The sequence below is a fragment of the Neobacillus sp. GCM10023253 genome, assembly GCF_042653105.1.
GTDB classification, from domain to species: Bacteria; Bacillota; Bacilli; order Bacillales; family Cytobacillaceae; genus Neobacillus; species Neobacillus citreus.
Map to the genome: position 1 here is coordinate 19,585 of NZ_JBHSHV010000008.1, position 25,890 is coordinate 45,474.

The window sequence follows — 25,890 nt, forward strand, 5'->3', positions numbered from 1 at the left end:
GGTTGCGGGAAGAAACTAAACTATCTATATTTATAAAGGAGGATAGAAAATGCCTGATACATGCTTTTATTGCACAAACCAATTTGAGGAAAAACATCTTCATCAGGTTTCGTTTGATTCAGCCAATCAAGAAAGGCATGAAACACTATGTGATGAATGCTATGAAGAATGGCTCCATGGAATAAAGGGTTAATCTGTCCCCTAATCTACAACAGCATACACACCTTATTAAAAGGAAGTGTATGCTGCTCATTGGAGTGTTAAAGCTTGTCTATAAAGAAAAAACTTCCGCTATTATTTTGTCTGCTTGTATTTATCATTTTAGTTACGAATAATGCCTTTCATTATATTCGGTCAAAAAATCAGCTCATTAGTACTAACAATCGAGAGATTTCCATGATCACAAAGGAAATTTCCTATCATGTCAAAAATACAACCAAGGGTTCCTTATATGTTGAAGATATTCTTGGCAGGGGTTTACGGATTGCCTCCCTCGCCATCAAGGATCAGCTTCCGCCCCGCTGGGAGGATGTCTCAAACGAGCAGCTCAAAAAAATAGCCAAGGACGTCGGGGTCTCACACATTACTTTAATGGCAAAGACAGAAGATGACATTATTGGTGTGAAATCATCCGACCCTCAGGAAATTAACATGTCGACTAAGGGATGGGGCTATTGGTATGAAGCCTATCAGCAGCTTTTTGCGTTAAAGCCTGTTACGGTCGGAAAGGGGTTAACACTGCCAAATTATTGGTCGGGACCGATCGAAGTAGCCTCTTCGGATCCGGATCACGTTGATAAATGGGGCTATTATTATGATGGGACAACGAATTATATCATAAACCCTTATTTCCGGGACAGTGAAGCAATAGAATATGAGGATCTTTTTGGCCCTAAAAAAATTATAAAAGATTATACCAAGCAAAAAGGTATTTTGGAGTTAACTGTTTTCAATCCCAAGAATTTTGGAAAAAAGGACGAATACGTTCATTTAAACGGCAACTCCTATATGCGCATTTCAGCGCGTCCTATGTGGTACGGTGACTATAAATACGAAAACTATAAAAAAGATGCTGCTTTAATCAAAATGGCGATGAAAACAGGGAAAACGCAATCCTACAAGGCCCACTTAAATGGCAAAAACGTTATGAAAACCTTCGTCCCCGGTTCAGCCAATGGTACAGCTTTTGTGACGGGCCTCGTTTATGATTATGGACTGATAGAAAATGAATTGGCGCATGAACTTAAGGTTCATATCCTGCTTTCCATTATCATTATGATTATCGTGTTAATTATCAGCTTTATTTTTTCAAACTCCATTACCAGGCCGATTGGTTACATCGTGGATCGGGTCAATGAAATAGCCAAAGGCAATTTTGGAAAAAACCTGCATTTGAAACGTAAGGATGAGCTGGGCATGCTCGCGGAAAACGTCAATGCTTTGTCTAAGGACCTGCACAACTATGTAACGGATCTCCAGCAGAGCAGGGAATTTATCGAATACCAAGCGAATCATGACGCGTTAACAGGACTGCTTAACAGAAGATATTTTCAAGAAAAACTGCCTTCGATTGTAAATAGGGCGAATCAAAATAGAGAAACCTTATCGGTTATTTTCATGGATATGGACCGTTTTAAGGAAGTTAATGACTCCTTTGGGCATTCCAAAGGGGACGAAATCCTCAAAATGACTGCCAGCCGTATAAAGGATAGCCTGCCCAATAATGAAAATCATTTCATCATCAGGCAAGGCGGCGATGAATTTATTATTTTATTGTTCAATTATAATTTACAAGATACAAAGAGTTCTGCTGAGAGAATCATTTCCAACTTAAAAGCCCCTTATTTTCTTGATGAAACAGAAATTTATATGGGAGCCAGCTGTGGTGTCAGCATCTACCCCGAGCACACAGATAATATCGAAAGTCTCATTATCTACGCAGATACGGCCATGTATACGGCGAAGAAAATGGGAGGAAACAAAGTTGTTGTTTTTTCAGAACAGTTAAGAAAGGCGAATATAAAAAGACCACATCTTGAGGCTCGCTTAAGAAAAGCGATTGAAAATGAATTATTAGAAGTCTATTACCAGCCAAAAATCAATGTAAAAGAAGGTACCATCTTTGGTGTTGAAGCTTTGCTGAGATGGACGGATGATGAATTGGGTGTTGTTTCGCCGGAAATTTTTATCCCAATTGCCGAAGAAACAGAATTAATTCAGCCAATCTGGGAATTTGTGATGAAAACAGCCTGCAGTCAGGTAAGCGTCTGGAACATGAATAGGCCTATTCCGTTATCAGTAGGGGTAAATTTTTCTGCCCGGCAGTTTCAGGAACCACGCAAGATGGTCACGATGATTGAAGAAATTCTTGCCAATAGTGAATTACGTCCTGACTGTTTTGAAATTGAGATTACAGAAAGCATTCTTTTGAATAATTCACGAGAAATTGTTCAATCACTTCGTACACTTAAAAGTTTGGGAATCTCCATTTCTATTGATGATTTTGGGACGGGCTATTCGTCTTTAAGCTATTTAAAAGATTTACCGATCGATTGCTTAAAAATAGATAAATCCTTTATTCAGAATATCGAAGAAGATTTTGAGAACTCCGAGATTCCCGAAGCTATTATTAATCTAGGCCGAAGCTTAAAGCTTCAAGTAATTGCAGAAGGAGTTGAAAAGGAATATCAGAAGGAATTTTTACTTTCTAGAGATTGTTGTTTAATGCAGGGCTATTTATTTAGTAGACCATTAAATAAAAGCGATTTTGAGCAATATTTGAAAAAGCAAAAAGAGGCTGAATGATTCAGCCTCTTTTTGCTTTGTTTTAAATTACTTCCGTTTCGCTGTTTCACAGACTCTGCTGCCGGAGGAATCAATTTGCAAGAGCTTAACGGTCATTTCCGGGAATGCCTTTTGGATATCTGTAACCAGCTGACGGCCATTGCCCTTTTCAGCAAAGCAAAGGACAGTTGGACCTGCGCCGCTTAATGCTGTTCCGAATGCCCCATTCTCTTTGGCAAATTGTTCAACGTCTTGATAAAAAGGAATCAGTGGTCTCCGATAAGGTTGATGAAACCGATCTCGTTCCATCATTTTTCCGGCCATTTCCCAATTTTCACTTAACAGGGATGCCACCAATACGTTCGCAGCCGAAGAAGCCTCGATCGCTTCTTTCATAGAAAAGCTGTTTGGCAGTACTCCGCGTGAATCCTTAGTTAATAAGATTTCTTTCGGAATAACCGCAGCCATCTCAAAGGAAAGATTGGTAAAGTTCAGCATCTCCACTTCGTTTTGCCGATAACTTCCGATGACAAGGCCCCCATAAAGGGATGCCCCAACATTGTCCGGATGGCCCTCTATATCAGTTGACAATAGAAGCTTTTCCTCCTTTGTCAGGTTTAAGCCACCCACGATATCAGCAAGTTCAATCCCTGCAATGATAGCAGAAGCGCTTGAACCAAGTCCGCGTGCCAAGGGAATCTCACTTTCCATTTTTACACGGCAGGGAGTTAGCTCTTTTCCATATTTCTTAGCTGTCTCAAGGGCAATTTGTGCGATAAAATGGGTTTCATCAGTTGGAAGCTGGGTTAATTCAGGGTTAGGAGAAAAGAATTCCCAATGGTCACTTTTCTCCACCTCTAAAGTCAAATACAGATCTACCGCCAGCCCCATGGAATCAAATCCCGGACCAAGATTGGCTGTGCTTGCCGGAACCTTGATCATCCATTGATTATTCAGCGGCATGCCCGACAACCCCTCGAATATGCTCTGCCACAGCCTTTTCATCGTTTGGCAATACAACAGGTTTCACCAAGCTGCTTTGAATAGCTGTGTCCGGATCCTTCAAGCCATTTCCTGTAAGAACAGCGACAATTTTGGTCCCTTTGGCGATTTTCCCGTTTTGTAATGATTTATAAACACCAGCGATAGAAGCGCAGGATGCCGGCTCTGCAAAAACACCTTCAGTAGAAGCTAATTTTTTATAAGCTGCGACGATTTCATCATCGGTAACTTCATCAAACTGACCGTTAGATTCTTTGACTGCATTAACCGCCAAATCCCAGCTAGCCGGGTTGCCAATCCGAATCGCTGTTGCGATTGTTTCCGGATTTTCAAACACGCGGTTATGTACAAGAGCGGCTGCCCCTGCAGCTTCAAACCCGAACATTCTTGGCAAACCAGTTTCTTTTTTGCTGTTATATTCTATAAAGCCTTTCCAATAAGCGCTGATGTTGCCGGCGTTTCCAACCGGGATCGCTAAAATTTCAGGTGCTGAACCAAGCTGGTCACAAACCTCAAATGCAGCTGTTTTTTGCCCTTCTAGACGGAATGGGTTAACTGAGTTAACCAATGTGATTGGCTCTACTTCGCTGATATCTCGCACCATTTTAAGAGCTTGGTCAAAATTCCCCTCAATGGAGATGATTTCGGCCCCATACATCATCGCCTGAGCAAGTTTGCCCATGGCAATTTTCCCTTCCGGAATCACAACGATACAGTTGATACCCGCCCGGGCTGCATATGCTGCAGCAGCAGCGGAAGTGTTTCCGGTGGAAGCGCAAATTACAGTTTTGCTGCCTTCCTCAACCGCTTTGGCAACAGCCATGACCATTCCTCTGTCCTTAAAGGAACCAGTTGGATTGGCTCCTTCAACTTTTACATAAAGCTCTACTCCCCACTCCTTGGAAAGATTCTGCAAGTAAATTAGAGGAGTATTTCCTTCATTTAGCGTTAGCTTTGGTGTCTCATTATTTACTGGTAAAAATTCTTTATATGCTTCAATTAATCCTGGCCATCTCATATCGTTTTCCTCACCACTCTATATGCACTTTTTATTTCTTTTACAGCTTGCAGGTCATTTAACTCCTGTAGAATTCCATCGTAGCTTGTTAAAGAAGCTTTATGGGTTACTAGGACAATTTCTGATGTTTCATGTTTCTTAATTGGCAGCTGAAGAATTTTTTCAAAGCTGACCCCATAATTGGCAAAAATCGTTGTTATATCGGCAAAAACACCAACTTCATCCCTGACGTGGATACGCAGGAAGTACTTCGAATATTTTTCGTTATCATCCTTTAATTGCTTTGGATATTGCGGGGTCACGGCACTTTTCCCATTCACACCAAGCCGCAAATTTTTCACCACACCGACAAGGTCGGAAACAATGGAGGTTGCGGTTGGCAGACTGCCTGCTCCAGGCCCGTAAAACATCGTTTCACCCACAGCTTCACCGTACACATAAACAGCATTGTATTCATTTTGAACGGAAGCAAGCGGATGATTGTCAGATAAGAAGGTAGGGGCGACACTAACTTCGACCTTTTCTCCTTCGCGGTGGGCATATCCAATCAGCTTCATCGTATAGCCAAGCTGTTTCCCGTAGCGGATATCATCTTCCGTTACGCCCGAAATGCCCTTCACCTTTACATCCTCTAAATCAATATGCATGGAAAAGCCCAATGTAGCAAGGATGGTCATTTTACGGGCTGCATCCAATCCTTCGACGTCAGATGTCGGGTCAGTCTCCGCAAAACCGAGAGCCTGCGCCTCTTTCAGCACCTCATCATAGGAGCGGCCTTCATTGCTCATTTTCGTTAAAATATAGTTTGTTGTTCCATTGACAATCCCCATCATTTGCGTAACACGATCAGAAGCAAGACCATCCACCAAACTTCTGAGAATCGGGATGCCGCCAGCCACGCTCGCCTCATAAAACAAATCACAGCCATACTCTGATGCCACCGTTAACAGTTCGGAGCCATGGAGAGCCATTAAATCCTTATTGGCAGTCACAACATGCTTGCCTTGACGGAGGGCCGTAATCAAATAGTCTTTTGTGGCGTCAATGCCGCCCATAACCTCGATGACAACATCTATTTCTTCATCCAATAAGATGTCATCAGCATTATTCGTTAATAATCCTGCTTCGATTTCAACAGGTCTAGTTTTAATTAAATTTTGAACCAGAATTTTTTTAATCGTTACTGGGCAGCCCACCTGGTGCATTAATTTATCCTGATGATTTTTAATAATTTGGACAACACCTGAGCCAACGGTACCCAACCCCAGTAATCCAATCGAAATTGCTTTCACCCATTTCCCCTCCGTTCCTATGTCCTTCTGGTGTGAACAATTGTATTTCTATTGTAGACATTATAAGGGTCTGTTCATTTTTTTACAATAGATATATTTCTGACTTTTCCCTGCTGTAATCGCTTACTATTGCATTATAGCAAGGTTCTTCATTTTGAGTAAAAATTTTCAGAGAAAACTGGCAAATTTTTTTGAATTTAACCCCTTTACAAGCCCGAAAGCGGGATGTAGAATAATGCCTATATTCAGTTGAATTTTGAAATTTCACTCAATTGGGTGTATTCTATTAATGAAAAAGTGATGATGAAGACGGCAATAGGAAATAGTTTCAGAGAGCCGGTGGACGCTGCGAACCGGTGCTAATTTCTATAATGCCCAGCCCTTCTGAACTGGCTGCTGAAATTTTAGTAGGCTAGCCCGGGTATAACCAACCCGTTATTTGCTTAGAGGCCGCACCGGTGTTGCGGCAAAAGAGGGTGGCACCACGTTAACTTACGTCCCTCATAACACGACCACTGTGTCTGTTATGAGGGGCGTTTTTTATTTTTCAATGAAATACCGTAAGCTATTAAAATTTTTATAAAAAAACAAACTGGAGGTTTTAAAAATGTACAAAGTGCTTGTAACCGACGGAATCAGCCAGACAGGTTTAAAATGCTTAGTCGACCATGCCAATTTCATTGTGGAAAGACAGCCAACACTGCCTACAGATGAATTAAAAAAGATTATCGGTGATTACGACGCCCTTATTGTGAGAAGCCAAACAAAGGTAACAGGAGAGCTTCTTGAGGCAGCAGGCCGCCTGCGTGTCATTGCTAGAGCAGGTGTCGGCGTGGATAACATTGATGTCAACGCTGCTACCAAGAAAGGGATCATCGTCATTAACGCACCTGGTGCCAACACGATTGCTGCAACTGAGCACACATTGGCGATGATGCTGGCCATGGCAAGAAAAATTCCGCAAGCCCACCAAAAGACCTCCGGCGGTGAATGGGACCGCAACTCTTTTAAAGGAGTGGAGCTGTACAAAAAGACACTTGGTGTTGTTGGTATGGGCAAGATCGGTACTGAAGTGGCCAAACGGGCAAAAGGCTTCGGCATGAATATTTTGGGTTTTGACCCATATTTGACGGAAGACCGCGCGAAAAAGCTTGGCATTACCAAAGCAAGCCTTGATTTAATTGCGGCCGAGGCTGATTTTATTACCATCCATACACCGCTGACTAATGATACTCGCGGAATTATTAATGATGAATTTTTAAGCAAAACGAAAAAAGGCGTTCGCTTCGTGAACTGTGCCCGCGGCGGTATCATTGACGAAAAAGCATTAGTCCGGGCCATTCAGTCTGGCCATGTTGCCGGTGCTGCCCTTGACGTATTTGAAAAAGAACCGGTTGGTGACCCAGAGCTATTGCAGAATCCGAATATTATCGTTACTCCGCATCTTGGCGCTTCTACCGTTGAGGCACAAGAGAAAGTAGCAGAAGAAGTCAGCGCGGAAATCGTTGAGATTTTTGAAAACCAATCCATCCAGCATGCGGTAAATATGCCGCAAATGTCAGGCGAAACGCAAGCCAAGCTCCAGCCTTATTTAGTACTTGGCGACCAAGTCGGCCAGCTTGTCATTCAATTATTGAAAAACTCTGCACCTACAAAAATAGAAATCAATTATTATGGTGATCTAATCGATGAGGATACAGAATTATTGACACGGACAATGCTTAGAGGTGTTTTATCCTATCATTTAAGCGATTCTGTCAATCTCATCAACGTGCTTCATTTATTGAAAGAGCAGGGCGTTTCCTATAATGTGCAGAAAAATGCTACGAATAAAGGCTTTGCCAACTATTTGGAGCTTTCAGTTTCGCAAGGTGATGAAACTGCTCGGATTGGAGCCACTGTGTTAAACGGCTACGGTGCCCGGATTGTAAAGATTAATCAATACCGGATTGACGTGAAGCCTGAGAAATATCTATTATATATTAAACATCAGGACGTGCCGGGGATGATTGGAAAGGTAGGATCTTTACTTGGAGACTATCAAATCAACATCGGTACCATGCAGGTTGGCCGTACAGAAGTTGGCGGCGAGGCCATCATGGTGTTGACGCTTGATAAGACGCTCGGTACTGAAGTCAGCCGTGAACTTGTCCAAATTCCTGGTTTAGACGAAGCACAATTTTTAGAGTTATCAAATGTCGATACGTTTGAGGCAGGCCGCGTTGAGCCGCAGGCAGTGGAGAGTGTTTGATTTTTTGAATTTAAATAGGGCTGCTCCATTTATAGGGGCAGCCTTTTTATGTTGGAACTTTTTGATTCGCCGATTGAATGGTTGAATTCGCCGATTGAGGGCGGAGATTCGCCGATAAAAAGCTTCGATTCGCCGATTGGACCTCAAAATTCGCCGATAGAAATTTTAGGGTTCGGTTTTTACTTTTAGATTCGCTAATAAAACGTTAAAAATCGCTAATAAATGACTTTGATTCGCTAATAGAATCCTCAAATTCGCTAATAAACTAAAAAAATACACTAATAGCAGGCAACTTTTTAAAGAATTTCTCTTAAATCAAGCACCGAATCGAGAATATAGTCCGCTTTATGCTTCTCAAATTCACTTCTGGCGTCTTTCCCGGATAACCCGGTTAACACGGCAGCGATTTGGCATCCCATCTGCCTTGCAGCGAGTAGATCTGCCAATGAATCCCCGACAATCAGGACAGAATCGCCATCCTTGATTGGCAGCGGCGTGTTCAAACACTCCTGCACGGACAGATCTTTGCGATGCAGACCCAATATGTAGGTATACGGATGCGGCTTTGATAAAGATTTACCTTCTGGAAGTTCCTGCTCAGCCTTGGCGACATCATCCGCAGTCACAATCCGACTCACATCAAAATGCTTTAACCAATCCAAGTGTTGAAATGGCTGAATCGTTTCCAATTCGGGACGGCCTGTTCCAATCCCAATCTCAATCCCCGAGGCTGTTAAAAATTGAAATAGCTCTCCTATATCTTCTTTAGGAGCCAATGTTGTTTCATTAACTAAAAAGCCTTTCTTGCCTTTCTGGACAGAAGGCTTGCCGGTTGAAGCAATAATATTGTCATCGCCCACATACCATTCCTGAGAAACATGCTCACATACAGACCAAAGCTCCCCTTTTTGAAAACTAGAGGTTTCCACACCAAGCTTCTCAAAGGTCAGCACATTCAAATAATCAAGCAGTTCTTGCTTAGTTGCCTCGGACCTCTCAAACTCCTTCACAAACAAACCGAAATCCAGTTCAACCGAATAATTATTCAACACCCCACCAATCTCAAGTAAGGTTTTATGATTGATTGGTGCTTGACACCATTTTCTAATGTTTTCAATTTCATATTCTTTGATTTGTGAAAGTAGATGAATTAGCTGGTGGGCAAATGATAAATAAATCATATCCCAGTTGGCATTTAGGCCGCGTGATTTTTGGAATTTCAGGATTTTATCATTTTCAAATACAACATTTCGAATTTCTTCTATTTCTTTATCGCTATAATCTGTTTTGAATTTTTCAGGTGATAAAGCCAAGTAATTACTGCTTATCAGCATCTCCCAGACGGTTAGCGCCGATGCATCAAAGTAACGTTCCTCGCTTAATAGAACCCCGTCAACGTCGAATAAAATCGTTTTAATCAATTTCCTAATACCCCATTTCCCTGTCTGCTTTTATACGTTATCGTACCACAGTAAACGAACTGAATAAAAGTAAAAAGAGAGAAGATTCAGTGATAGCAAAAATAGAAACAAGCCGTGCGCCGGTGTTCATTCTGGTGCACGGCTTGCTTTTTATTTTAGTCCAAACCGATGGAAATATATTTCACTTCTAAAAATTCCTCAATTCCGAAATGACCACCTTCACGGCCAATACCGCTTTCCTTATATCCGCCGAACGGTGCTTGCGCAACTGAAGGCAGCGCATCGTTGAGACCAACGATACCGTATTCAAGCTGCTCCGTGATTCTAAACGATCGGCTCAAATTCTCGGTATAGACATAAGCAGCTAAACCATAGTTTGAATTATTAGCACGTTCAATCACTTCTTCTTCCGTCTTAAAGGTCGCAATCGGTGCAATCGGGCCAAAGATTTCATCCTTCATGCATTCCATGTCATCCTGCACATCCGTTAAAATTGTTGGGGAATAGAAATAGCCCTTCTCTTCCGCCGGTTTTAGTCCTGTATAAACGACCCTGCCTCCCTTTTCGATTGCATCTTGTAAGAGTTCTTCCACTTTACTGCGGGCTGCTTGATCGATTAATGGACCGATATCGACGCCGTCTTCAAGCCCATTTCCAACTTTAAGCTTCTCTAATTCCGTTTGGAATAGCTTCGTGAATTCCTCTGCTACACCTTCCTGAACATAGACTCGGTTCGTACAAATACAGGTTTGTCCGGCATTGCGGAATTTCGATTGGACAAGGCCTGCCGCTGCCTTTGCTAAATTGGCATCATCCATAACGATAAACGGTGCATTTCCGCCAAGCTCAAGTGATACTTTTTTCACAGTTTCGGCAGCGCCCCTCATTAATGTTTTACCGACCTCGGTCGAACCGGTAAAAGTAATTTTAGTAACACGAGGGTCTTTCAACCAAACATCCCCGATTTCTGAGGATCTACCGGTTATCACATTTAATACGCCTTCTGGTATTCCCGCTTCATGGGCAAGTTCAGCTATCTTTAACGCGGTTAGAGGCGTCTGATTAGCTGGTTTAACTACCGCCGTACAACCGGCTGCAAGCGCAGGGCCCACTTTTCTAGTAATCATCGCAGCAGGGAAGTTCCAAGGAGTAATCGCCGCAATAACACCTACAGGCTCCTTGCGTACGAGAATGCGCTTGTTTGGATGAGAAGCAGGTATCGTTTCCCCATAAACCCGCTTGCCTTCCTCAGCAAACCAAGAAATGAAACTATTGGCGTACTGGACCTCACCAACGGCCTCTTTTAACGGCTTGCCTTGCTCCATTGTCATAATTTTAGCGATTTCAAGTTTGTTCTCATCAATCAACTGGTACCATTTCATGAGGAGCTGATAGCGTTCTTCAGCCGTTTTTTTCGACCAGGTTTTAAATGCCTTATGGGCCGCATCAACAGCTTGTTCCGCTTCAAAAGCACCTCCAGTGGGTACTGCTCCTATGACTTCCTTGGTCGCCGGGTTTACGACTTCCGTTAACGTTTCATAATCTTGGCCTACCCATTTACCATCAAGATACATTGGGTAAATTTGATATTTCTGTCCTAAAGTATCCATTGCATTCTCCCCTTCCCTTTTGTACTGCTTCCATTATATCAACTCATCCAATCACACGGCTATTAGAAGCATCTAAATTAAGGAACAAAAAAGCAGCTATTCCAATTGTTGGAATACGCTGCTTTTTATTAAAAAATTATTTTATTTGGAAATACTAAGCTTATCTTGCAAATACATGGTTGCCGATTTTTACAGTCACTTGACGTGACTTAATCCAAGAGCTTTGAGCAGTATTAGGATTATAGAAAAATAGAGAACCATTTCCTTTACCCATTAAAGCTATTGCTTCGTTGACAGCTCGTTTTGATTCAGCATCAGCGGCTTGATTGATTTGACCGTTTTCTACAGGAGTAAACGCATAGTGTCCATTTGAAATTTGATAGATAACTTCCCTAACGCTATTTGGGAATTGATCACTTTTTACTCGGTTCAAGACGACAACTGCCACTGCGACCTTCCCTGCATATGGCTCACCAACAGCCTCAGCACGGACTAAACGTGCCATTAACTCTTTGTCTGCCGCAGTAACTGGAGAGTTTGGCAGAGTAATATTTTTACCTGCGATCAGTGGTCTGCTATTATTCGTAGCCATTAAGCTATTGACAGGAACACCGAATCCTTTTGCTATATTCCAGTATGTCTCACCATAATGTACTGTGTGTGTAGTTGTTGCTGCTTCTGTTTGTCCATTTAAAGTAAAAGCTGACATTGATAGCATTAACCCGGCTGCAATCACTAGTTTTTTAAGTTTATTCATTTGATAACCTCCTAAATTCGTAGCACGTTTTCTCTACAACCAAGGCTATCAGTTGTAACACACTTATTCATTACCTAAAAAGTGGTAAACTTGTGCAATAACTAGCATAATAGGCTTTCCATGCTCTTTGGTATTAATCACCAACTTATTTGTTAATCCAGTGGTTGGAGAAAATGGATGATTTCGGTCCCTTTTTTACATAATGTTTCAAGCTTGTAATATAGTAAGTGATTGATTATCTTTAATTACAAGATTGTATATGGAGGTTTTTAAAGGTGTCCCCACATGAAGTAATTGTATATAGCAGCAATGGCTGCTCTTACTGTGATCAGGTAAAAACATTTTTAAAAGAAAAGGGAATTAAATTCGAAGAGCGGAATGCCTCTATTAATAAAGCGTACTTGGATCAGTTAAAGGAAAAGAAAATTTTCGCAACCCCCGCCATCTTTATTGATGGAAAACTGGTATTAGGCTTTCAAGAGAAGAAATTAAGCAAGCTTCTTGGATTAACGTAATAATTATTAAACTGGACCAAGCAGCCTATCATAAACACTAAAACCCTAAATATAATGTACTATGCGTGTTTAAGGAGGGCGGCTAATGGTCTATCAAGGACTTAGCGAACAGGAATTTAACAAAATGTTAACTGCCCCAGAAAACTTTGCAGCACCACCTGAATCCCTTACAGAACAGATGTTTATTGAACGTTCTTTAACTGAAAATAAATTTTGGCTGCGAATTATGAAGGAGCATTCCTATTTTTTAGGGGAAGGCTTCAATCGGAAAGACAAGCAGCTTATCCAACAAACGGACCGATTTTATCAATACTTTGCAGAGCAGGAAAAAAGGGCTCATCAAACACCTTATAATGTAACAGCAGTACGGAAATTAAATGAAGATACCATTCAGTTAGTATTAGGATTGCGGAATTTTAAGCGGAACCTGCTCATCTTAATCATTAATTGTAAAGTCATGGGGTTTAACTTCCCGCTTCTTGTGGACCATATCGCCCGTGAAGCTGAATACTTTATGAGGACTTTAAAAAAATTAAATGATGGAATATTAGACCCCATCCAGGATGCGATTATCAAAGAAAATGTTTTTTGGCTAAAAATTATGATGGAGCATTCGCGCTTTATCGCCTCCCTTCTCGATCAATCTGAACGGAATTTGGTGATTACCGCCAGAAAATTTGGGGATGATTTTGAGGTCCTCCTAAATCAGGCGCGTGATGTTGAATCAATGTTGTATAAAAAAAGCCCTACGTATCCTATTATTGGAAAACTCAATAAAGACAGTGAAAGTGCCACTCAGGAACTGCGTGCTTTCAAGCAAGCCGGCCTGGATTTTATTAAGACCTGCCAAATTAGAAATGTCATCGACCCGCTGTTAGCCGACCATGTTGTCAGAGAAGCAGACCATTTCTTGCAAATCGTGCATGTTTTAGAAGAACGATTAAAGGTAAAACAACAGGAACAGCAGCGCCTATAAATGTAAACTTGCCGATTGGCGAGTTCGTTAGGACGAAGACAGAGGCGTAGTTGAATTTATGCGTTAGGAAATTATAAATTTGAAAAATTTATAATTTCCTATTAGCTAAAGAAGAGACTATCCGCGGATAGTCTCTTCTTTTTGGCTGCGCGCCACGATTACCATGCTGATTGTTATGATTGTAAAGGCAATGAAGGCTAAGATAGGAATCGTAATAAACCCAAGCCAGTTAATATAATCCTTGGAGCAAGGTACCCCGCTTGTACACATTTCAAACCTTTGTAAGAAAGGAAGTTTTTGAAGCAGTGTATGGTAGCCGGATACCAGCATACCGATGACTGATAATGGCAGTACATATTTATATATGTCAAGATCGTTTCGATAGACAGCAATTCCTAACATAATCGCCAATGGGTACATAAATATCCGCTGATACCAGCACAGCGTACAGGGAATAAAATGCAGAACCTCACTAAAATACAAGCTGCCTAAAGTGGCGATAAGCGCGGCAATCCAGGAAAGAAGCAGGGATTTGTTCATATTACTTCCCCTTCGCGGCGTTTTCGACCATCTCTTTTAAGTCGTCAATGGATTGACCTTCGAACTTTTTACCATTAACAAATAATGCGGGAGTTCCTTGAACATTTAACTTTTTCACATAATCCATATCCTTTTGCCAGGCATCCTTCGATTTGTCGGCTTTGAAGTGCTTAACCACCTTATCCACTTCTTTGTCACTGGCCACTTCCTTTAGTGTATCAGTTAAGAACTCTTCCGTATAAAGATCGATTTTTTCATATTTCTGATCTTCAGGCTGCTTTTTATAAAGAAGTTCATGGAACTTCCAGAATGTATCGTTTCCAAGAACCGCATATACAGATTCCGCAAATTTCGCTGAACGCTCAGAATCCACATTAATAAAGGAATCATTAAAGAAGTAGAATTTAGCTTTTCCCGTATCCACCAGTTCCTTTTCAATAAACGGGACAGCAGATGCAGAAAACTGCTTACAATACGGACATTTATAATCCCCAAATTCAATGATGGATACTGGGGCGGATTCCTTACCTAAGAACGGCTGATGGCTGTAGTCAATCTCATTTGATTTAGCTGCTTCTTTATCCTTGGAGTGGTTGCCTAAAAAAATAAGTGCCAAAACACCTATAGCGATTAACCCTATTACCCAAAAGATAAACTTCGATGACGAATTCTTCGTATTTGTTTTTTTATTATTTGCCATGATCAGACTCCTTCGAAAAAACTGTTATATATGTGATGAATTTATTTTCCCAGATAGTTTTAATATTACTTATCTATTGGAATAAATCAAATAATTGGTTTTACCGTTATTAGTTTTATTGCACTAGCCAGTACATTCTGTTGTTATTTTTTATAACTTTCAACTAAAATTGATAAAATAAGTTAGATTATGATTACAAAGGAGCACAAATATGACGATTAACAGCAGCTATATGGGTTATATCGGTACCTACACAAAGGGAGAAAGCAAAGGTGTCTACTCCTTTACCTTAAATGCCGAGGAAGGAAAGATAGAAAATTTGAAAGTGGCAGCGGAGCTGGAAAACCCTACCTACTTAACGATTAGCAAAGATAATCGTTTTCTTTATTCAGTGGGGAAAGAGGGGGATGTTGGCGGCGTTGCTGCATTTTCAATAAATGATAACGGGGAGCTGACAGCTTTAAACCGGCAAATGACACCTGGTTCTCCGCCTTGCCATGTTAGTATCGACAGCCAGCGGAATTACGTCTTTACCGCCAATTATCATAAAGGTACTGTCGAGTCTCATCTTGTTAACCGGGAAGACGGATCTGTTCAGCCTGCCGCTTCAAGTATAAAGCATGAAGGCCGCGGGCCGGACCCAAGACAGGAAAAAGCTCATACCCATTATGCCGGCCTAACCCCTGATGAAAATTATTTGGCGGTGGTCGAATTGGGGATAGATGCGCTGATAACCTATCAGGTGGAGGATGACGGTACACTTACAAAAGTGAAGTTGTTGCCATTAAAAGCAGGCAGCGGGCCGCGTCATTTGACATTTCATCCAAACGGCCGCATTGCCTATTTGATGACAGAATTCAGCTCTGAGGTAATTGTATTAACCTATCATCCGGAAAATGGCCATTTTACTGAAAAGCAATATATTTCTACTCTTCCGGAGGATTTTAAAGAGAATAACCAAGGAAGCGCGATTCATGTCTCATCCGATGGCCAGTTTGTATACGCCGGAAATCGCGGGCATAACAGTATTGCTGTCTTTAGTGTTAATGGAGAAACTGGTGAATTGACGTTTATTGAGCATACGTCTACTGAAGGAGACTGGCCAAGGGATTTTGAACTGGATCCTTCCGAGAAGTTTATTGTTGCTTCTAATCAGGAGTCGGGGAATCTTGTGCTTTTTGCGAGGGATGAAGATTCAGGAAGATTGACATTGCTGCAGTCGGATTTTAACGCGCCGCATCCGGTTTGTGTGAAGTTTTTGAATATATAAATCGCGGGATAAGCTGACGCTTATCCTGTTTTTTTAATAAAGAAAATTTTTTGAAGGACCTAGTAAATAAAATTACCTGTTAGCATATATATTTAAATAGCCATCTGGGGATTTTCTCCTATTTTCCTCTGAGTTGTTTGTTCTTTATAAAGGATAATTTCACACAATATACAAAAGGCCATCCTGACAACCTACAAACATGATTATTAAAGGAGGTGCATTTTCAACAAAAACAAACTTGTAACCTTATAAATCAGCTAGATGTTGCTTACAATGTGATTCATCAGGAAAACAATTTGGAAAAATGAGGGGGGAATTTAGTGAATGAAGGCTAGGAAAAGATTAGTTATAATAGCAATGCTCGCATTTTTGTCCTTTTACTTTTTACCATATATGGACAATGCCCAAGCAGCCAAGCCAACAAAACCACCAAGCAATTTTACTCTCACAATAATGCATGTAAATGATACACATTCGCATGTAGAGCAGTATCCAATGTTAACTACTGCTGTAAATGGGCTTCGGAAAACTTATCCAAATGCACTACTCTTACATGCAGGCGATGTATTTTATGGAACCGACTACTTCACAAAGTACCTCGGAAAAGCAGATACATGGTTTATGAATAATTTAAAATTTGATGCTATGACGTTAGGAAATCATGAATTCGATAATGGTACCTATGTACTGGCAGACTTCATGAGAGGACTGAAGTTCCCTGTATTAAGTGCCAATGTCAATGTATCAGGGGACCCGTTATTAGGGCCTTTCTCTGAAAACACGATCACTACTTCCCCTATAGGCGGGAAACTCTACCCAGCGATGATTAAAGATGTCAACGGGGAAAAAGTGGGTATTTTCGGGCTGCTTACTACTTCCTATAATTATCCTATACCTGTTAGTAATCCAACAGATAAAGCTAAAGCAACTGTAGAAGCATTAAAAAGTCTGGGAGTTAATAAAATTATCGCCCTTTCCCATTTAGGTTACAGTACTGACTTAAGTCTTGCCAATAATGTAAATGGAATAGATATAATCGTCGGAGGACATTCACATGAGAAAATAAGTCCACCTGTGATTGTTAATAAAACTGAACCGACGGTTATTGTTCAGGCTAGCTACAATCTTAAATATCTTGGCCTTTTAAATGTAACCTTCGATGCCAATGGTGTCGTAAAAACTGCCGACGGAAAGCTTTTAACTGTTAGCAATTATGCTCCTGACCCAGCTGCACAAGATATTCTGAATCAAATAAACAGTGGAACTTTACAGCCAATTGATTCCGGGACTCCGCTGGTTAAAAATGGGTTTATTACAGAGGGGGGCAATACTTACTATTACGTAGATGGTGTCATTCAAACCGAATGGCAAACCATTTCGGGCAACACCTATTACTTTGGTCCCGATGGAGTAATGAGAAAGGGCTGGCAAACCATCTCAGGTAACACCTATTACTTTGGTGCTGATACCGGCATTATGAAAACTGGCAAGTACACTATTGATGGAGTAACCTATAACTTCGGGACAGATGGCGTGTTGATTACTTATGAGTGGGTTAAAGACGGAGATAAAACTTACCTCTATAAAAATGGAACGATGCTAACAGGGTGGCAAACCGTCGATAATAAGCGCTATTATTTGGGCGATGATGGGGTAATGCGCACCGAATGGCAAACCATTTCAGGCAACACCTATTACTTTGGTCCTGATGGAGTAATGAGAAAAGGGTGGCAAACCATCTCTGACAAAACCTATTACTTTGGTGCTGATACCGGCATTATGAAAACTGGCTGGTACACCGTTGATGGGGTACTCTATAACTTCGGATCAGATGGCGCTTTGATTACCTATAAGTGGGTTAAAGATGGAGATAAAACTTACCTCTACGCAAATGATGTCATGCTAACCGGGTGGCAAACCTATCAAAAAGACCGCTATTATTTTGGTGATGATGGGGTAATGCGCACCGAATGGCAGAAGATTTCAGGCAACACCTATTACTTTGGTCCTGATGGGATCATGAGGAAGGGCTGGCAAGCCATCTCAGGTGATACCTATTACTTTGGTGCTGATTCCGGCATTATGAAAACCGGATTGTACACCATTAATGGAGTAACCTATAACTTCGGGACAGACGGCAAATTAATTCAATAGAGTCTATGCTGCAAAGACGAACAGGTAAACCTGTTCGTCTTTTTATCGATTTATTAAACATATATTAAAAAAGAAAAGCCCCCCATTACGTACAACTGTGTCACCAGCTATACATAATGGGGGGGCAGTCCAACATCACCAATTAAGTTGAGTTCTTCATTTGCTGCTTATATTTTGAAGGTATAAGTGCTTTTATATTACTTGGTACAAGCTTATAGAAAAGCAAAAGAAATTTTAAAGCTTTCCTTTCCGCCGGTTTATTTTTTTCATAATACTTTAATAGCTTAGCGATAAATTTTCTGTTTAACGTAATAGACCTATCAATCGGTTCAACATATTCATATTTTTTACTGTTCAAATAACTATATAAAAGAATAGAAATTTTTTCATCATCATAAATTAGGTTTTTTCCATAATTCTCTAGTCCAATCTTCATTGCCAACCTATTTAATAGTTCAACATATCTAATATTAAATTCTAGTTTTTGAACCTTGCAATGATAAAGCAAAGAAAAAAAGTAATCTAAATCATTAATACATTTTATATTATTGCTGCTATAGGTTGAATTGTTCAGCATATCATGTTCCCACGAAGAATCGTAATAGTTATCTCCGATATACCTTATATCAAGCGGGATCCATTCACCATTGACACAAATTTCGTAGCCGCTGGTTCCAAACGATCTTTTTCTTGCATTTGCCAGGAGCGCGAATTTTTTTACATCATCAGTTAAAACATCAATATCTTTATCATTATCAACAAATTCATATGGCAGGAATTCAAAATTCCTTAAAACCACATATTTTGAACAATTATTCATAACCTCAAAAAATTCTACCAAGCTAGGCCATTCATTTGCGCCTGCTAAATCTTGTTCTATTGTTAAAGTTTCATCGTCATTATGGTCTAGGATATTAATGAAAGTTTGTGGAGAAAACAGCAAATACCCCAGTTGAATCGTCATCGGGGTATTATAAGAAAAATACACTTGATCAAATTTAAAATCTTGATAAACTTTATTTTTCAAATCAACTATATTAGTATTACAATCTGTCAAAAAAGTTCCGTCTACACTATAGCATCCCCTTTTTGCTTTATTATCCTCAAAGATAATGCACTCAAAGGTATTTTCCATATCCTGTATCTTAAAATTATTGTTGATAAAATCAGCTGAAAAGAGTCTGTTATAATTTTTAACTTTATATTTCTCAGTCCAAATAATTTTTACAATCTTTATGATTTTAAAGTCATTGGCTAGCAAATTAATTACCTTTTGTTTACTCCCTAAATGCTTATTCCAAAGAAATAATAAATGAATTGAACTTTTTTGGTCTTTAAAGTCACTAATATTCTTTTTCACGTTTCCCAACCACTTTTCTTATAACATTTGTAATTTTATTTCTCATAACGACAATTAAGATTAATATTATCGCTAAAAGTATAAATTTCACCATGATCAGGTTATACAGCAACGTTGATGCTGCCGTTAAAAAACAAATCGCTAAAGTAATGAGCAAAATCTTTTTCATATCATAAATTTGGCTATCACCAATATTCTCTTTGCAAACCTTTTTCATAAAACCGAAATGGGCAATAGTAAAAATAACATAGCAGAATAAAGTCGTATATCCCGCTGCAAGATACCCATAAATAGGAATAAAAATATAGTTAAGCAGTATATTTAGAGCTGCCGCTGCTACTGAAGCCAACATCATAAATTTGGTTTTCATAAAATAAAACTCCACATTCGAAAAAAAAGAATATAAGAAGATAAAGTAAACGCTTAAAATAATGGGAGGAATAACCCAAATTGCTTCATGATAACTGGGCGGCGTAAATAACCTTATTATTTCTGGGGCGAAGATATTGAATAACACAATGATTGAGCCAATTAATATCAAGATTTTTTGTGATGCATCACCTATTTCTTTATATTCCTTTTGTTCCAATTTCTGATACCTCCAAGGTGTAAGCGAGGCATTAATTGAATCACACAAAATAATCATTATCATGGCCACTGAATAAGCAACGCTGTAAATGGCTGCATAGCTGCTGCCTGCAAGATTATTGATCATAATTCTGTCTGATTGACTTAAAACCAAATTTGACAGATAATGCGGAACAAGTGGTAAATTAAAAACTAAGGCATATTTCCATATTTCTTTGTCAAAAAACCTTTTTCCTTTTAAAAAGTTTTTTAAATAGAAAGGTACAGCAATCAACGCTGGCATAATAGTCATAGCCAATATGTTCATGAAACCTCTGTTTTCACTGAAATAGACGGCGGCTATTGTTACCACAGTTGTTAAAATGGTGCTAAAAATAGAGACTGTAATCACATTTTTATACTCAAATTTAAACCTTTGGCCAACATACCAAAAATTAATTCCTGGAAGAAAAATAAAACAAATTAACATAGTAAGCATCAAAGTATGAGACAATTTCGTGAATTCATAAAAACTATTATGAAATATTAAGTAAATTAATAAAAGGCTTATAGCAAATACTGTCGATAGGCCTTGCAGTGAAGCTGTAAATTTATTTTCTTCATATTTTAATAAGCCGCGATTATATACACCCCCAGACAAATTTAAAGTAGCGAAGATAACCAAAATACTGGACCAAGCTGTATAAACACTTACAATTCCGTATTCTTCTGTTGATAACAACCTTGTAAATATTGGAATAGTCAAAAAGGAAATTCCCTTTTGCAGAAAACTTCCCACCATAAACCAGACTGATGCTTTTACCGGCTTTGACATTTTATTATAAGTCTTCGGAAAAGAAAGGACCGCTCCACTGACTTTCATATACTTTCCCTTCTGATTGATTTATAAATTTTCCTTGCCATTTCAAATAAACCAACTTTTTTTAGAAAAATAATAAAAAAGTCATAAATTTTAGCTGTTTTCTTTCTTATCGTTATTTTAATTCTGTTTTTCAAAAGCCTCTTATTTCTTAAGGCATGATCTCTTGTTATATATTTTTCAATCATATGTTTCTTTTTATCGGAATCGATATCGCTATATTCCAGCGCAATTGGTAATGACATAAATTTCAACTCATCGTAAACGAAAAAATTGTTCGTATCATACAAAAAGTCATACTTCTGCGTAATTTTTGTGATCTCATCGGAGCTTAATGATTTGTCCATCTGGAATATACCGCCAACATCCTCAATCCCATAAACCGCCAATGTAGCCTTTGGACACATAATTACCGACTCCGTATGCTCATTTTTGCTTTTGATTTCCAATATGTCCTTGATTGTATTTGGATACTTATCTGGCAAAGCATTATTTAAATGATTTACCGAATTTTCATTTAGCAATAAATCTACTACTTGAGCTGCTTCCCGATCGGTATCGGTAATGTGTATAGAGTGTTTATCCAGTTTAAAAATATTGCGAATATCTTCCTTTAATTTAAGAATTCTTTCAAAATCATCGTTTTCTAGGATAATAATGGTGAATTTCCCTTCCCCATAACAATAATCCACCTTCCGGTTAACTCCCGAATAGTGATTGCTATAATTGCCTATCCAATCTTGATGACCATAAATTTGAATCATTAAATTTCGAAGCCCATTATAGGTTAAGTTGATATTTTTCCAATAAATAACTTTAGACGTTTTTTTTATTAATTCAAAAGCTTGCTCTCTCTTACTTTGACTGGCAGCACTGGGCCACAAGCATGCTACATATATATCCTTTTTTAATTTACAATAATTTTGGACCATAAAATCCAAATATTTTTCATCTAATAATGCGTTTCTGAAATATTCATAATTATAGTTTGATGAGGGAATATCCAGGAATTTTACAGCTTTCACAGTTTGATTAAAGTAAGCAGCGGAACTTACTCGATGAGCACCATCTAATATCCCCATATCATTGCTAACAGGAATGTATGAAATCCTCTCATCAAATCCATAAAACTTAATGTCATCAATCATTTCATTAAAAACGTTAATATAGTCTTCCAAACTATTTTTATTATCGTTGCCAGGCTCTTTAAATGAACCCTTTGAAAAGGCTTCCAAATGTTTCGTGTAGACTTCCGTTGCAAAATTTGACCTTATATTTTGCTCCTTAAAAAGGATATACATGTATTTTGCAATCAAATCTAAACGATTAGCTTTTATTAGTTCATTTGCGCTAATCTCTAATACTTCATAACTTGCATCTTCAGATATTTGTAATTTTGTAATCAAGTAATCTGTTACTAGGTTAAGCGGCTTTATCTGTCCAATCATTTTCTAAACTCCTTGTATAGTAATGTAAGAGTTCCTCTAGAAAATTAATTTTCACCTTTCAATTAATTTAATCATTCTAACAGCTAACATATTTTTACACTTAATAAAAAAGTATTTTGATGTTGTAAAAGCAAATATCAGGTTTAGTGCCATTTTAAATAATTGGTTTTTCTCCTTGCATATTAATGCTTTCTTAAAATAAATCTGTGCCTTATCAAAGTTTTCCATTGCTTTTATATTGGTCTTTTTCTTGACATATTGATCAATGTTACTTTGGGTTATTAATTCAATGTTTTTAAAATTTTTTTGCAAAAAATCAGCAGATAAAAGCTGCTTTAATGCATTCGATCTTGATATACTAATCGGATTAAGCCGATAAGACAAAGTCACATTATGACAATTGCCAATCCGAAATTTTTTCTTGCATCTCAAAAGAAAATCATAATCTTCACACGTGTGCAGGTTCCGATAGCCATTTAAATTAACATACACTTCCTTTTTAACTAACCAGGTTGGGTGCGGAATGCAATTATCATATTTCAAAACACGATTAATAATATGATGTGAAACAGGATGATTTGACGATTCTTGGATAATACTGCCGATATCATCTATTCTCCTAATCTTAGATCCTACAAGGTCTAAATTATATTGTTTTAGGTAATATAATTGATTTTCTAATCTGTGATGGTCCGAAACATCATCTGCATCCATTCGGGCTATATATTCGCCTTTACAATATTCCAAGGCCTTATTAAGACTATTAGTCAGTCCTATATTTTTATCATTTTCGATGACAATAATTCGCTCATCTTTCTTTGCATACTCAAATACCACTCTTTTTATCAGCAGACTATTAGGATTATCCAATACGATGACGAATTCAAGGTGTGAATGGGTTTGATTTAAAATGGATTCAATACTGCCTTTAAGCCACTCTTCCTTCTCATTATAGGTACTCATTATTACTGAAATTAATTCCTTCATTTTTAACATCCCCGTTGGTTTGTGTTTCATCAGCAAAATCACGCATCATTAAAAGCAAATAATCCCCATTTTTTAGTAAAAATGGGGATCTCATTTAGTGTATATATTCGGACAACAATCTAGTAATAATACTTTCCGGTGTATAATCTTCAGCCTTTTTTAAGCATTCATTTTTCATTCCTTCAATCATGTCCGGTTTATCTATTATCTTTTCTAAGATTAATCTAAAACTAGTAATATCTTTAAACTCAAAAATATACCCCGTTTTTCCTTCAATAACAAATTCCTCTGCGGAATTCCACTTTGAGGCAACTACAGGAACACCTGCCGCATATGCATCAATAATAGTGCCTGGAAGCCCCTCTGTTCTAAACCGGGTTGGAAATAAGAGTAAAAAATAGTTTTTTAACACTTCAACCGAACGATTAAAATCAACAACACCTTTATAACTAATGTATTCCGGTGACTTCTTCATTAATTGGTTAAATTTGTCCTCATACTCGCTTTCAATCGGACCAAATATATCAAGTTCATACACTACGCCATTGCGGGAAGAGTTTATATTTGTAACAACTTCAATCGCATCTTCGATTCCTTTCTCTTCCATAACCCTTGAAAAAATACATAATTTATAAGGTGTTGAAAAGTGTCTTTGAAGTCTTTCCTCATCAAGTATTTCCAAATTTTTAAAATTTGGCATAACCTGAATATTGTTCAATCCATTTTCAATTAGCGAATTTTTAATAAAAGCCGTTTCAACAAATATATTATCGAATAATTTAAGGAATTTTAGCAGCCATCTGTTTAGATTAATCAATGATGGCAGCCATCCCCCTACCACAAAATAGTGGATCCTTTTTCTCATCAATTTATTTAACATTGAAAAAATTGGAACAAATACTTTAACTCCATTGTGTGCTGGTAAAATAATAATATTGTCGCACCTTTTCAGCAGTAAAATACACTGGAGAAGCAGCTTTAGCGGTTTTTTTCTCCAATTGAATGTATCTACATACATTACTTGCTTTTTCCCGATGCTACCTTCCAATTCTTCTTTCAATATCTTTGTTTTTACCGTCTGTCCATCCACGAATATGTGATCACCGCCAAAATGCCCACATATCCCTACCTTATACACATTGAATCACCCTCTTCAATCCGTATATTAAATACATAAGATTTAAATTATTAATCTCTGCTAAATAAATCCCTTGTATAAACCTTATGGGCTGCTTCTTTAAGGTCATTTGTTAATCTGTTAGCGACAATCACATCACTTATTCTCTTAAATTCTTCAAAGTCATTAATTACTTTAGAATTAAAGAATTTTTCTTCATGAATAGATGGCTCATAGACAACGACTTCAATTCCTTTAGCTTTAATGCGCTTCATAATACCTTGAATGGCGGATTGCCTGAAGTTATCAGAGTCCATTTTCATGGTCAGCCTATAGATTCCTACAATCTTGGGATTTCTCTTCAAAATCGAGTCCGCTATATGATCTTTTCTTGTTCTATTCGCATCAACAATTGCTTTCATGATATTATTTGGAACATCTGCATAATTAGCGAGTAACTGTTTTGTATCTTTAGGCAGGCAATAGCCTCCATACCCAAAAGAAGGATTATTGTAATGATTCCCTATCCGAGGATCAAGTCCAACTCCTTCAATGATTTGTTTTGACTCTAATCCTCTAACCTCTGCATACGAATCGAGCTCATTAAAAAAAGCGACTCTCATCGCCAAGTAGGTATTGGAAAACAGTTTAATAGCTTCTGCTTCTGTTGAATTTGTAAATAAAACAGAGATATCGGCTTTTAAAGAACCTTCAACTAATAAATCTGCAAATACCCTGGCCCTGTCAGATTGTTCACCAACAACAATTCTTGAAGGATATAAGTTATCATAAAGAGCTTTTCCTTCTCTTAAAAATTCCGGGGAGAATATAATATTTTCTGTTTCAAATTTCTTTCTTACCTTCTCCGTATAGCCTACCGGTACGGTTGATTTAATGACCATAACCGCCTTGGGATTGATAGCTAATACGTTAGCAATAACCGCTTCAACACTTCTTGTATTAAAATAATTCTTATCCGGATCATAGTCAGTGGGGGTGGAGATAATAACATATTCTGCGTCTTTATAAGCGATATAATTATCAGTTGTTGCTATCAGGTTTAATTCTTTCGTAGACAAATACTCTTCTATCTCATAATCATTTATTGGCGACCTCTTATTGTTAATAAAATTTACTTTTTCTTGCAAAATATCTAACGCAATGACTTCGTTATGCTGCGCTAATAGGATTGCATTTGATAAGCCTACATAGCCTATCCCAGCGATTGTTATTTTCATTTA

General features: G+C 38.5%; 22 protein-coding genes and 1 other annotated feature. Of the genes, 8 read left to right on the top strand and 14 right to left on the bottom strand.

The window, feature by feature from the left end:
- Window positions 1–49 precede the first annotated feature (49 nt).
- Both ACFPA1_RS10670 and ACFPA1_RS10675 read left to right on the top strand, forming a co-directional pair.
- On the top strand, window positions 50–193 hold the full coding sequence (locus tag ACFPA1_RS10670; RefSeq protein WP_213117933.1) for a hypothetical protein: 144 nt from the start codon (window positions 50–52) through the stop codon (window positions 191–193).
- Window positions 194–267: 74 nt separating this feature from the next.
- Window positions 268–2,805, top strand: coding sequence for an EAL domain-containing protein (locus tag ACFPA1_RS10675; RefSeq protein WP_378582674.1), 2,538 nt, complete (start codon window positions 268–270; stop codon window positions 2,803–2,805).
- A gap of 27 nt (window positions 2,806–2,832) precedes the next feature.
- Here ACFPA1_RS10675 and thrB read toward each other — a convergent pair whose 3' ends face one another.
- Genes thrB through ACFPA1_RS10690 form a run of 3 tightly spaced genes read right to left on the bottom strand, consistent with a single transcriptional unit; the run spans window position 2,833 to window position 6,096 of the window.
- Window positions 2,833–3,747, bottom strand: a complete 915-nt coding sequence (gene thrB / locus ACFPA1_RS10680) for a homoserine kinase (RefSeq protein ID WP_378582676.1) — start codon at window positions 3,745–3,747, stop codon at window positions 2,833–2,835.
- A complete protein-coding gene (thrC, locus tag ACFPA1_RS10685; protein WP_378582678.1) occupies window positions 3,734–4,804 on the bottom strand; it encodes a threonine synthase in 1,071 nt (356 codons plus the stop codon). Before thrC ends, thrB begins: the two co-directional genes overlap by 14 nt.
- Complete coding sequence (locus tag ACFPA1_RS10690; RefSeq protein WP_213144441.1) at window positions 4,801–6,096, bottom strand: homoserine dehydrogenase; 1,296 nt, start codon at window positions 6,094–6,096, stop codon at window positions 4,801–4,803. The genes thrC and ACFPA1_RS10690 overlap by 4 nt, the downstream gene beginning before the upstream one ends.
- Window positions 6,097–6,387: 291 nt before the next feature.
- Window positions 6,388–6,601: a binding site (T-box leader), on the top strand.
- 102 nt (window positions 6,602–6,703) lie between these two features.
- Here ACFPA1_RS10690 and serA point away from each other — a divergent pair.
- Both serA and ACFPA1_RS10700 read left to right on the top strand, forming a co-directional pair.
- Window positions 6,704–8,347 carry a phosphoglycerate dehydrogenase gene (gene serA, locus ACFPA1_RS10695; RefSeq protein ID WP_378582680.1) on the top strand — a complete coding sequence of 548 codons (1,644 nt, stop codon included), beginning with the start codon at window positions 6,704–6,706 and terminating at the stop codon, window positions 8,345–8,347.
- Between the two features lie 48 nt (window positions 8,348–8,395).
- A complete protein-coding gene (locus ACFPA1_RS10700; RefSeq protein ID WP_378582682.1) occupies window positions 8,396–8,536 on the top strand; it encodes a hypothetical protein in 141 nt (46 codons plus the stop codon).
- Between the two features lie 107 nt (window positions 8,537–8,643).
- On the opposite strand, the gene ACFPA1_RS10705 is transcribed toward ACFPA1_RS10700, so the two are convergent.
- The 3 genes from ACFPA1_RS10705 to ACFPA1_RS10715 form a co-directional block, all read right to left on the bottom strand.
- Window positions 8,644–9,768, bottom strand: a complete 1,125-nt coding sequence (locus tag ACFPA1_RS10705; RefSeq protein WP_378582684.1) for an HAD family hydrolase — start codon at window positions 9,766–9,768, stop codon at window positions 8,644–8,646.
- Window positions 9,769–9,923: 155 nt separating this feature from the next.
- Window positions 9,924–11,342, bottom strand: a complete 1,419-nt coding sequence (locus ACFPA1_RS10710) for an NAD-dependent succinate-semialdehyde dehydrogenase (RefSeq protein WP_378583424.1) — start codon at window positions 11,340–11,342, stop codon at window positions 9,924–9,926.
- A gap of 196 nt (window positions 11,343–11,538) precedes the next feature.
- Complete coding sequence (locus ACFPA1_RS10715) at window positions 11,539–12,135, bottom strand: cell wall hydrolase (RefSeq protein ID WP_378582685.1); 597 nt, start codon at window positions 12,133–12,135, stop codon at window positions 11,539–11,541.
- Between the two features lie 275 nt (window positions 12,136–12,410).
- Between ACFPA1_RS10715 and ACFPA1_RS10720 the strand changes: the two genes are divergently transcribed.
- Together ACFPA1_RS10720 and ACFPA1_RS10725 are read left to right on the top strand one after the other, a co-directional pair.
- Window positions 12,411–12,650: a glutaredoxin family protein gene (locus tag ACFPA1_RS10720; protein ID WP_378582688.1), complete on the top strand. Its 240-nt coding sequence runs from the start codon at window positions 12,411–12,413 to the stop codon at window positions 12,648–12,650.
- 85 nt (window positions 12,651–12,735) lie between these two features.
- Complete coding sequence (locus ACFPA1_RS10725; protein WP_213144436.1) at window positions 12,736–13,626, top strand: DUF2935 domain-containing protein; 891 nt, start codon at window positions 12,736–12,738, stop codon at window positions 13,624–13,626.
- A 117-nt stretch (window positions 13,627–13,743) separates the two neighbouring features.
- Here the strand turns inward: ACFPA1_RS10725 and ACFPA1_RS10730 are convergent, their stop codons facing one another.
- Both ACFPA1_RS10730 and ACFPA1_RS10735 read right to left on the bottom strand, forming a co-directional pair.
- On the bottom strand, window positions 13,744–14,166 hold the full coding sequence (locus ACFPA1_RS10730) for a disulfide oxidoreductase (RefSeq protein WP_213144435.1): 423 nt from the start codon (window positions 14,164–14,166) through the stop codon (window positions 13,744–13,746).
- Window position 14,167: 1 nt separating this feature from the next.
- A complete protein-coding gene (locus tag ACFPA1_RS10735; protein WP_378582692.1) occupies window positions 14,168–14,866 on the bottom strand; it encodes a DsbA family protein in 699 nt (232 codons plus the stop codon).
- A 211-nt stretch (window positions 14,867–15,077) separates the two neighbouring features.
- Between ACFPA1_RS10735 and ACFPA1_RS10740 the strand changes: the two genes are divergently transcribed.
- Together ACFPA1_RS10740 and ACFPA1_RS10745 are read left to right on the top strand one after the other, a co-directional pair.
- The gene (locus ACFPA1_RS10740) at window positions 15,078–16,136 is read left to right on the top strand and encodes a lactonase family protein (protein WP_378582695.1); all 1,059 of its coding nucleotides are present in this window, start codon (window positions 15,078–15,080) and stop codon (window positions 16,134–16,136) included.
- A 324-nt stretch (window positions 16,137–16,460) separates the two neighbouring features.
- Entirely contained in the window at window positions 16,461–18,290 is a 1,830-nt protein-coding gene (locus ACFPA1_RS10745) for a metallophosphoesterase (protein WP_378582698.1), read from the top strand.
- Window positions 18,291–18,432: 142 nt separating this feature from the next.
- Here the strand turns inward: ACFPA1_RS10745 and ACFPA1_RS10750 are convergent, their stop codons facing one another.
- The 6 genes from ACFPA1_RS10750 to ACFPA1_RS10775 form a co-directional block, all read right to left on the bottom strand.
- The gene (locus tag ACFPA1_RS10750; protein ID WP_378582700.1) at window positions 18,433–19,650 is read right to left on the bottom strand and encodes a hypothetical protein; all 1,218 of its coding nucleotides are present in this window, start codon (window positions 19,648–19,650) and stop codon (window positions 18,433–18,435) included.
- Window positions 19,634–21,100, bottom strand: coding sequence for a lipopolysaccharide biosynthesis protein (locus tag ACFPA1_RS10755; RefSeq protein WP_378582703.1), 1,467 nt, complete (start codon window positions 21,098–21,100; stop codon window positions 19,634–19,636). Before ACFPA1_RS10755 ends, ACFPA1_RS10750 begins: the two co-directional genes overlap by 17 nt.
- On the bottom strand, window positions 21,097–22,545 hold the full coding sequence (locus tag ACFPA1_RS10760; RefSeq protein WP_378582704.1) for a hypothetical protein: 1,449 nt from the start codon (window positions 22,543–22,545) through the stop codon (window positions 21,097–21,099). The genes ACFPA1_RS10755 and ACFPA1_RS10760 overlap by 4 nt, the downstream gene beginning before the upstream one ends.
- A gap of 51 nt (window positions 22,546–22,596) precedes the next feature.
- The gene (locus ACFPA1_RS10765) at window positions 22,597–23,532 is read right to left on the bottom strand and encodes a glycosyltransferase family 2 protein (RefSeq protein WP_378582705.1); all 936 of its coding nucleotides are present in this window, start codon (window positions 23,530–23,532) and stop codon (window positions 22,597–22,599) included.
- 94 nt (window positions 23,533–23,626) lie between these two features.
- Window positions 23,627–24,550, bottom strand: coding sequence for a glycosyltransferase family 4 protein (locus ACFPA1_RS10770; protein WP_378582707.1), 924 nt, complete (start codon window positions 24,548–24,550; stop codon window positions 23,627–23,629).
- A 170-nt stretch (window positions 24,551–24,720) separates the two neighbouring features.
- Window positions 24,721–25,887 carry a nucleotide sugar dehydrogenase gene (locus ACFPA1_RS10775; RefSeq protein WP_378582709.1) on the bottom strand — a complete coding sequence of 389 codons (1,167 nt, stop codon included), beginning with the start codon at window positions 25,885–25,887 and terminating at the stop codon, window positions 24,721–24,723.
- Window positions 25,888–25,890 lie beyond the last annotated feature (3 nt).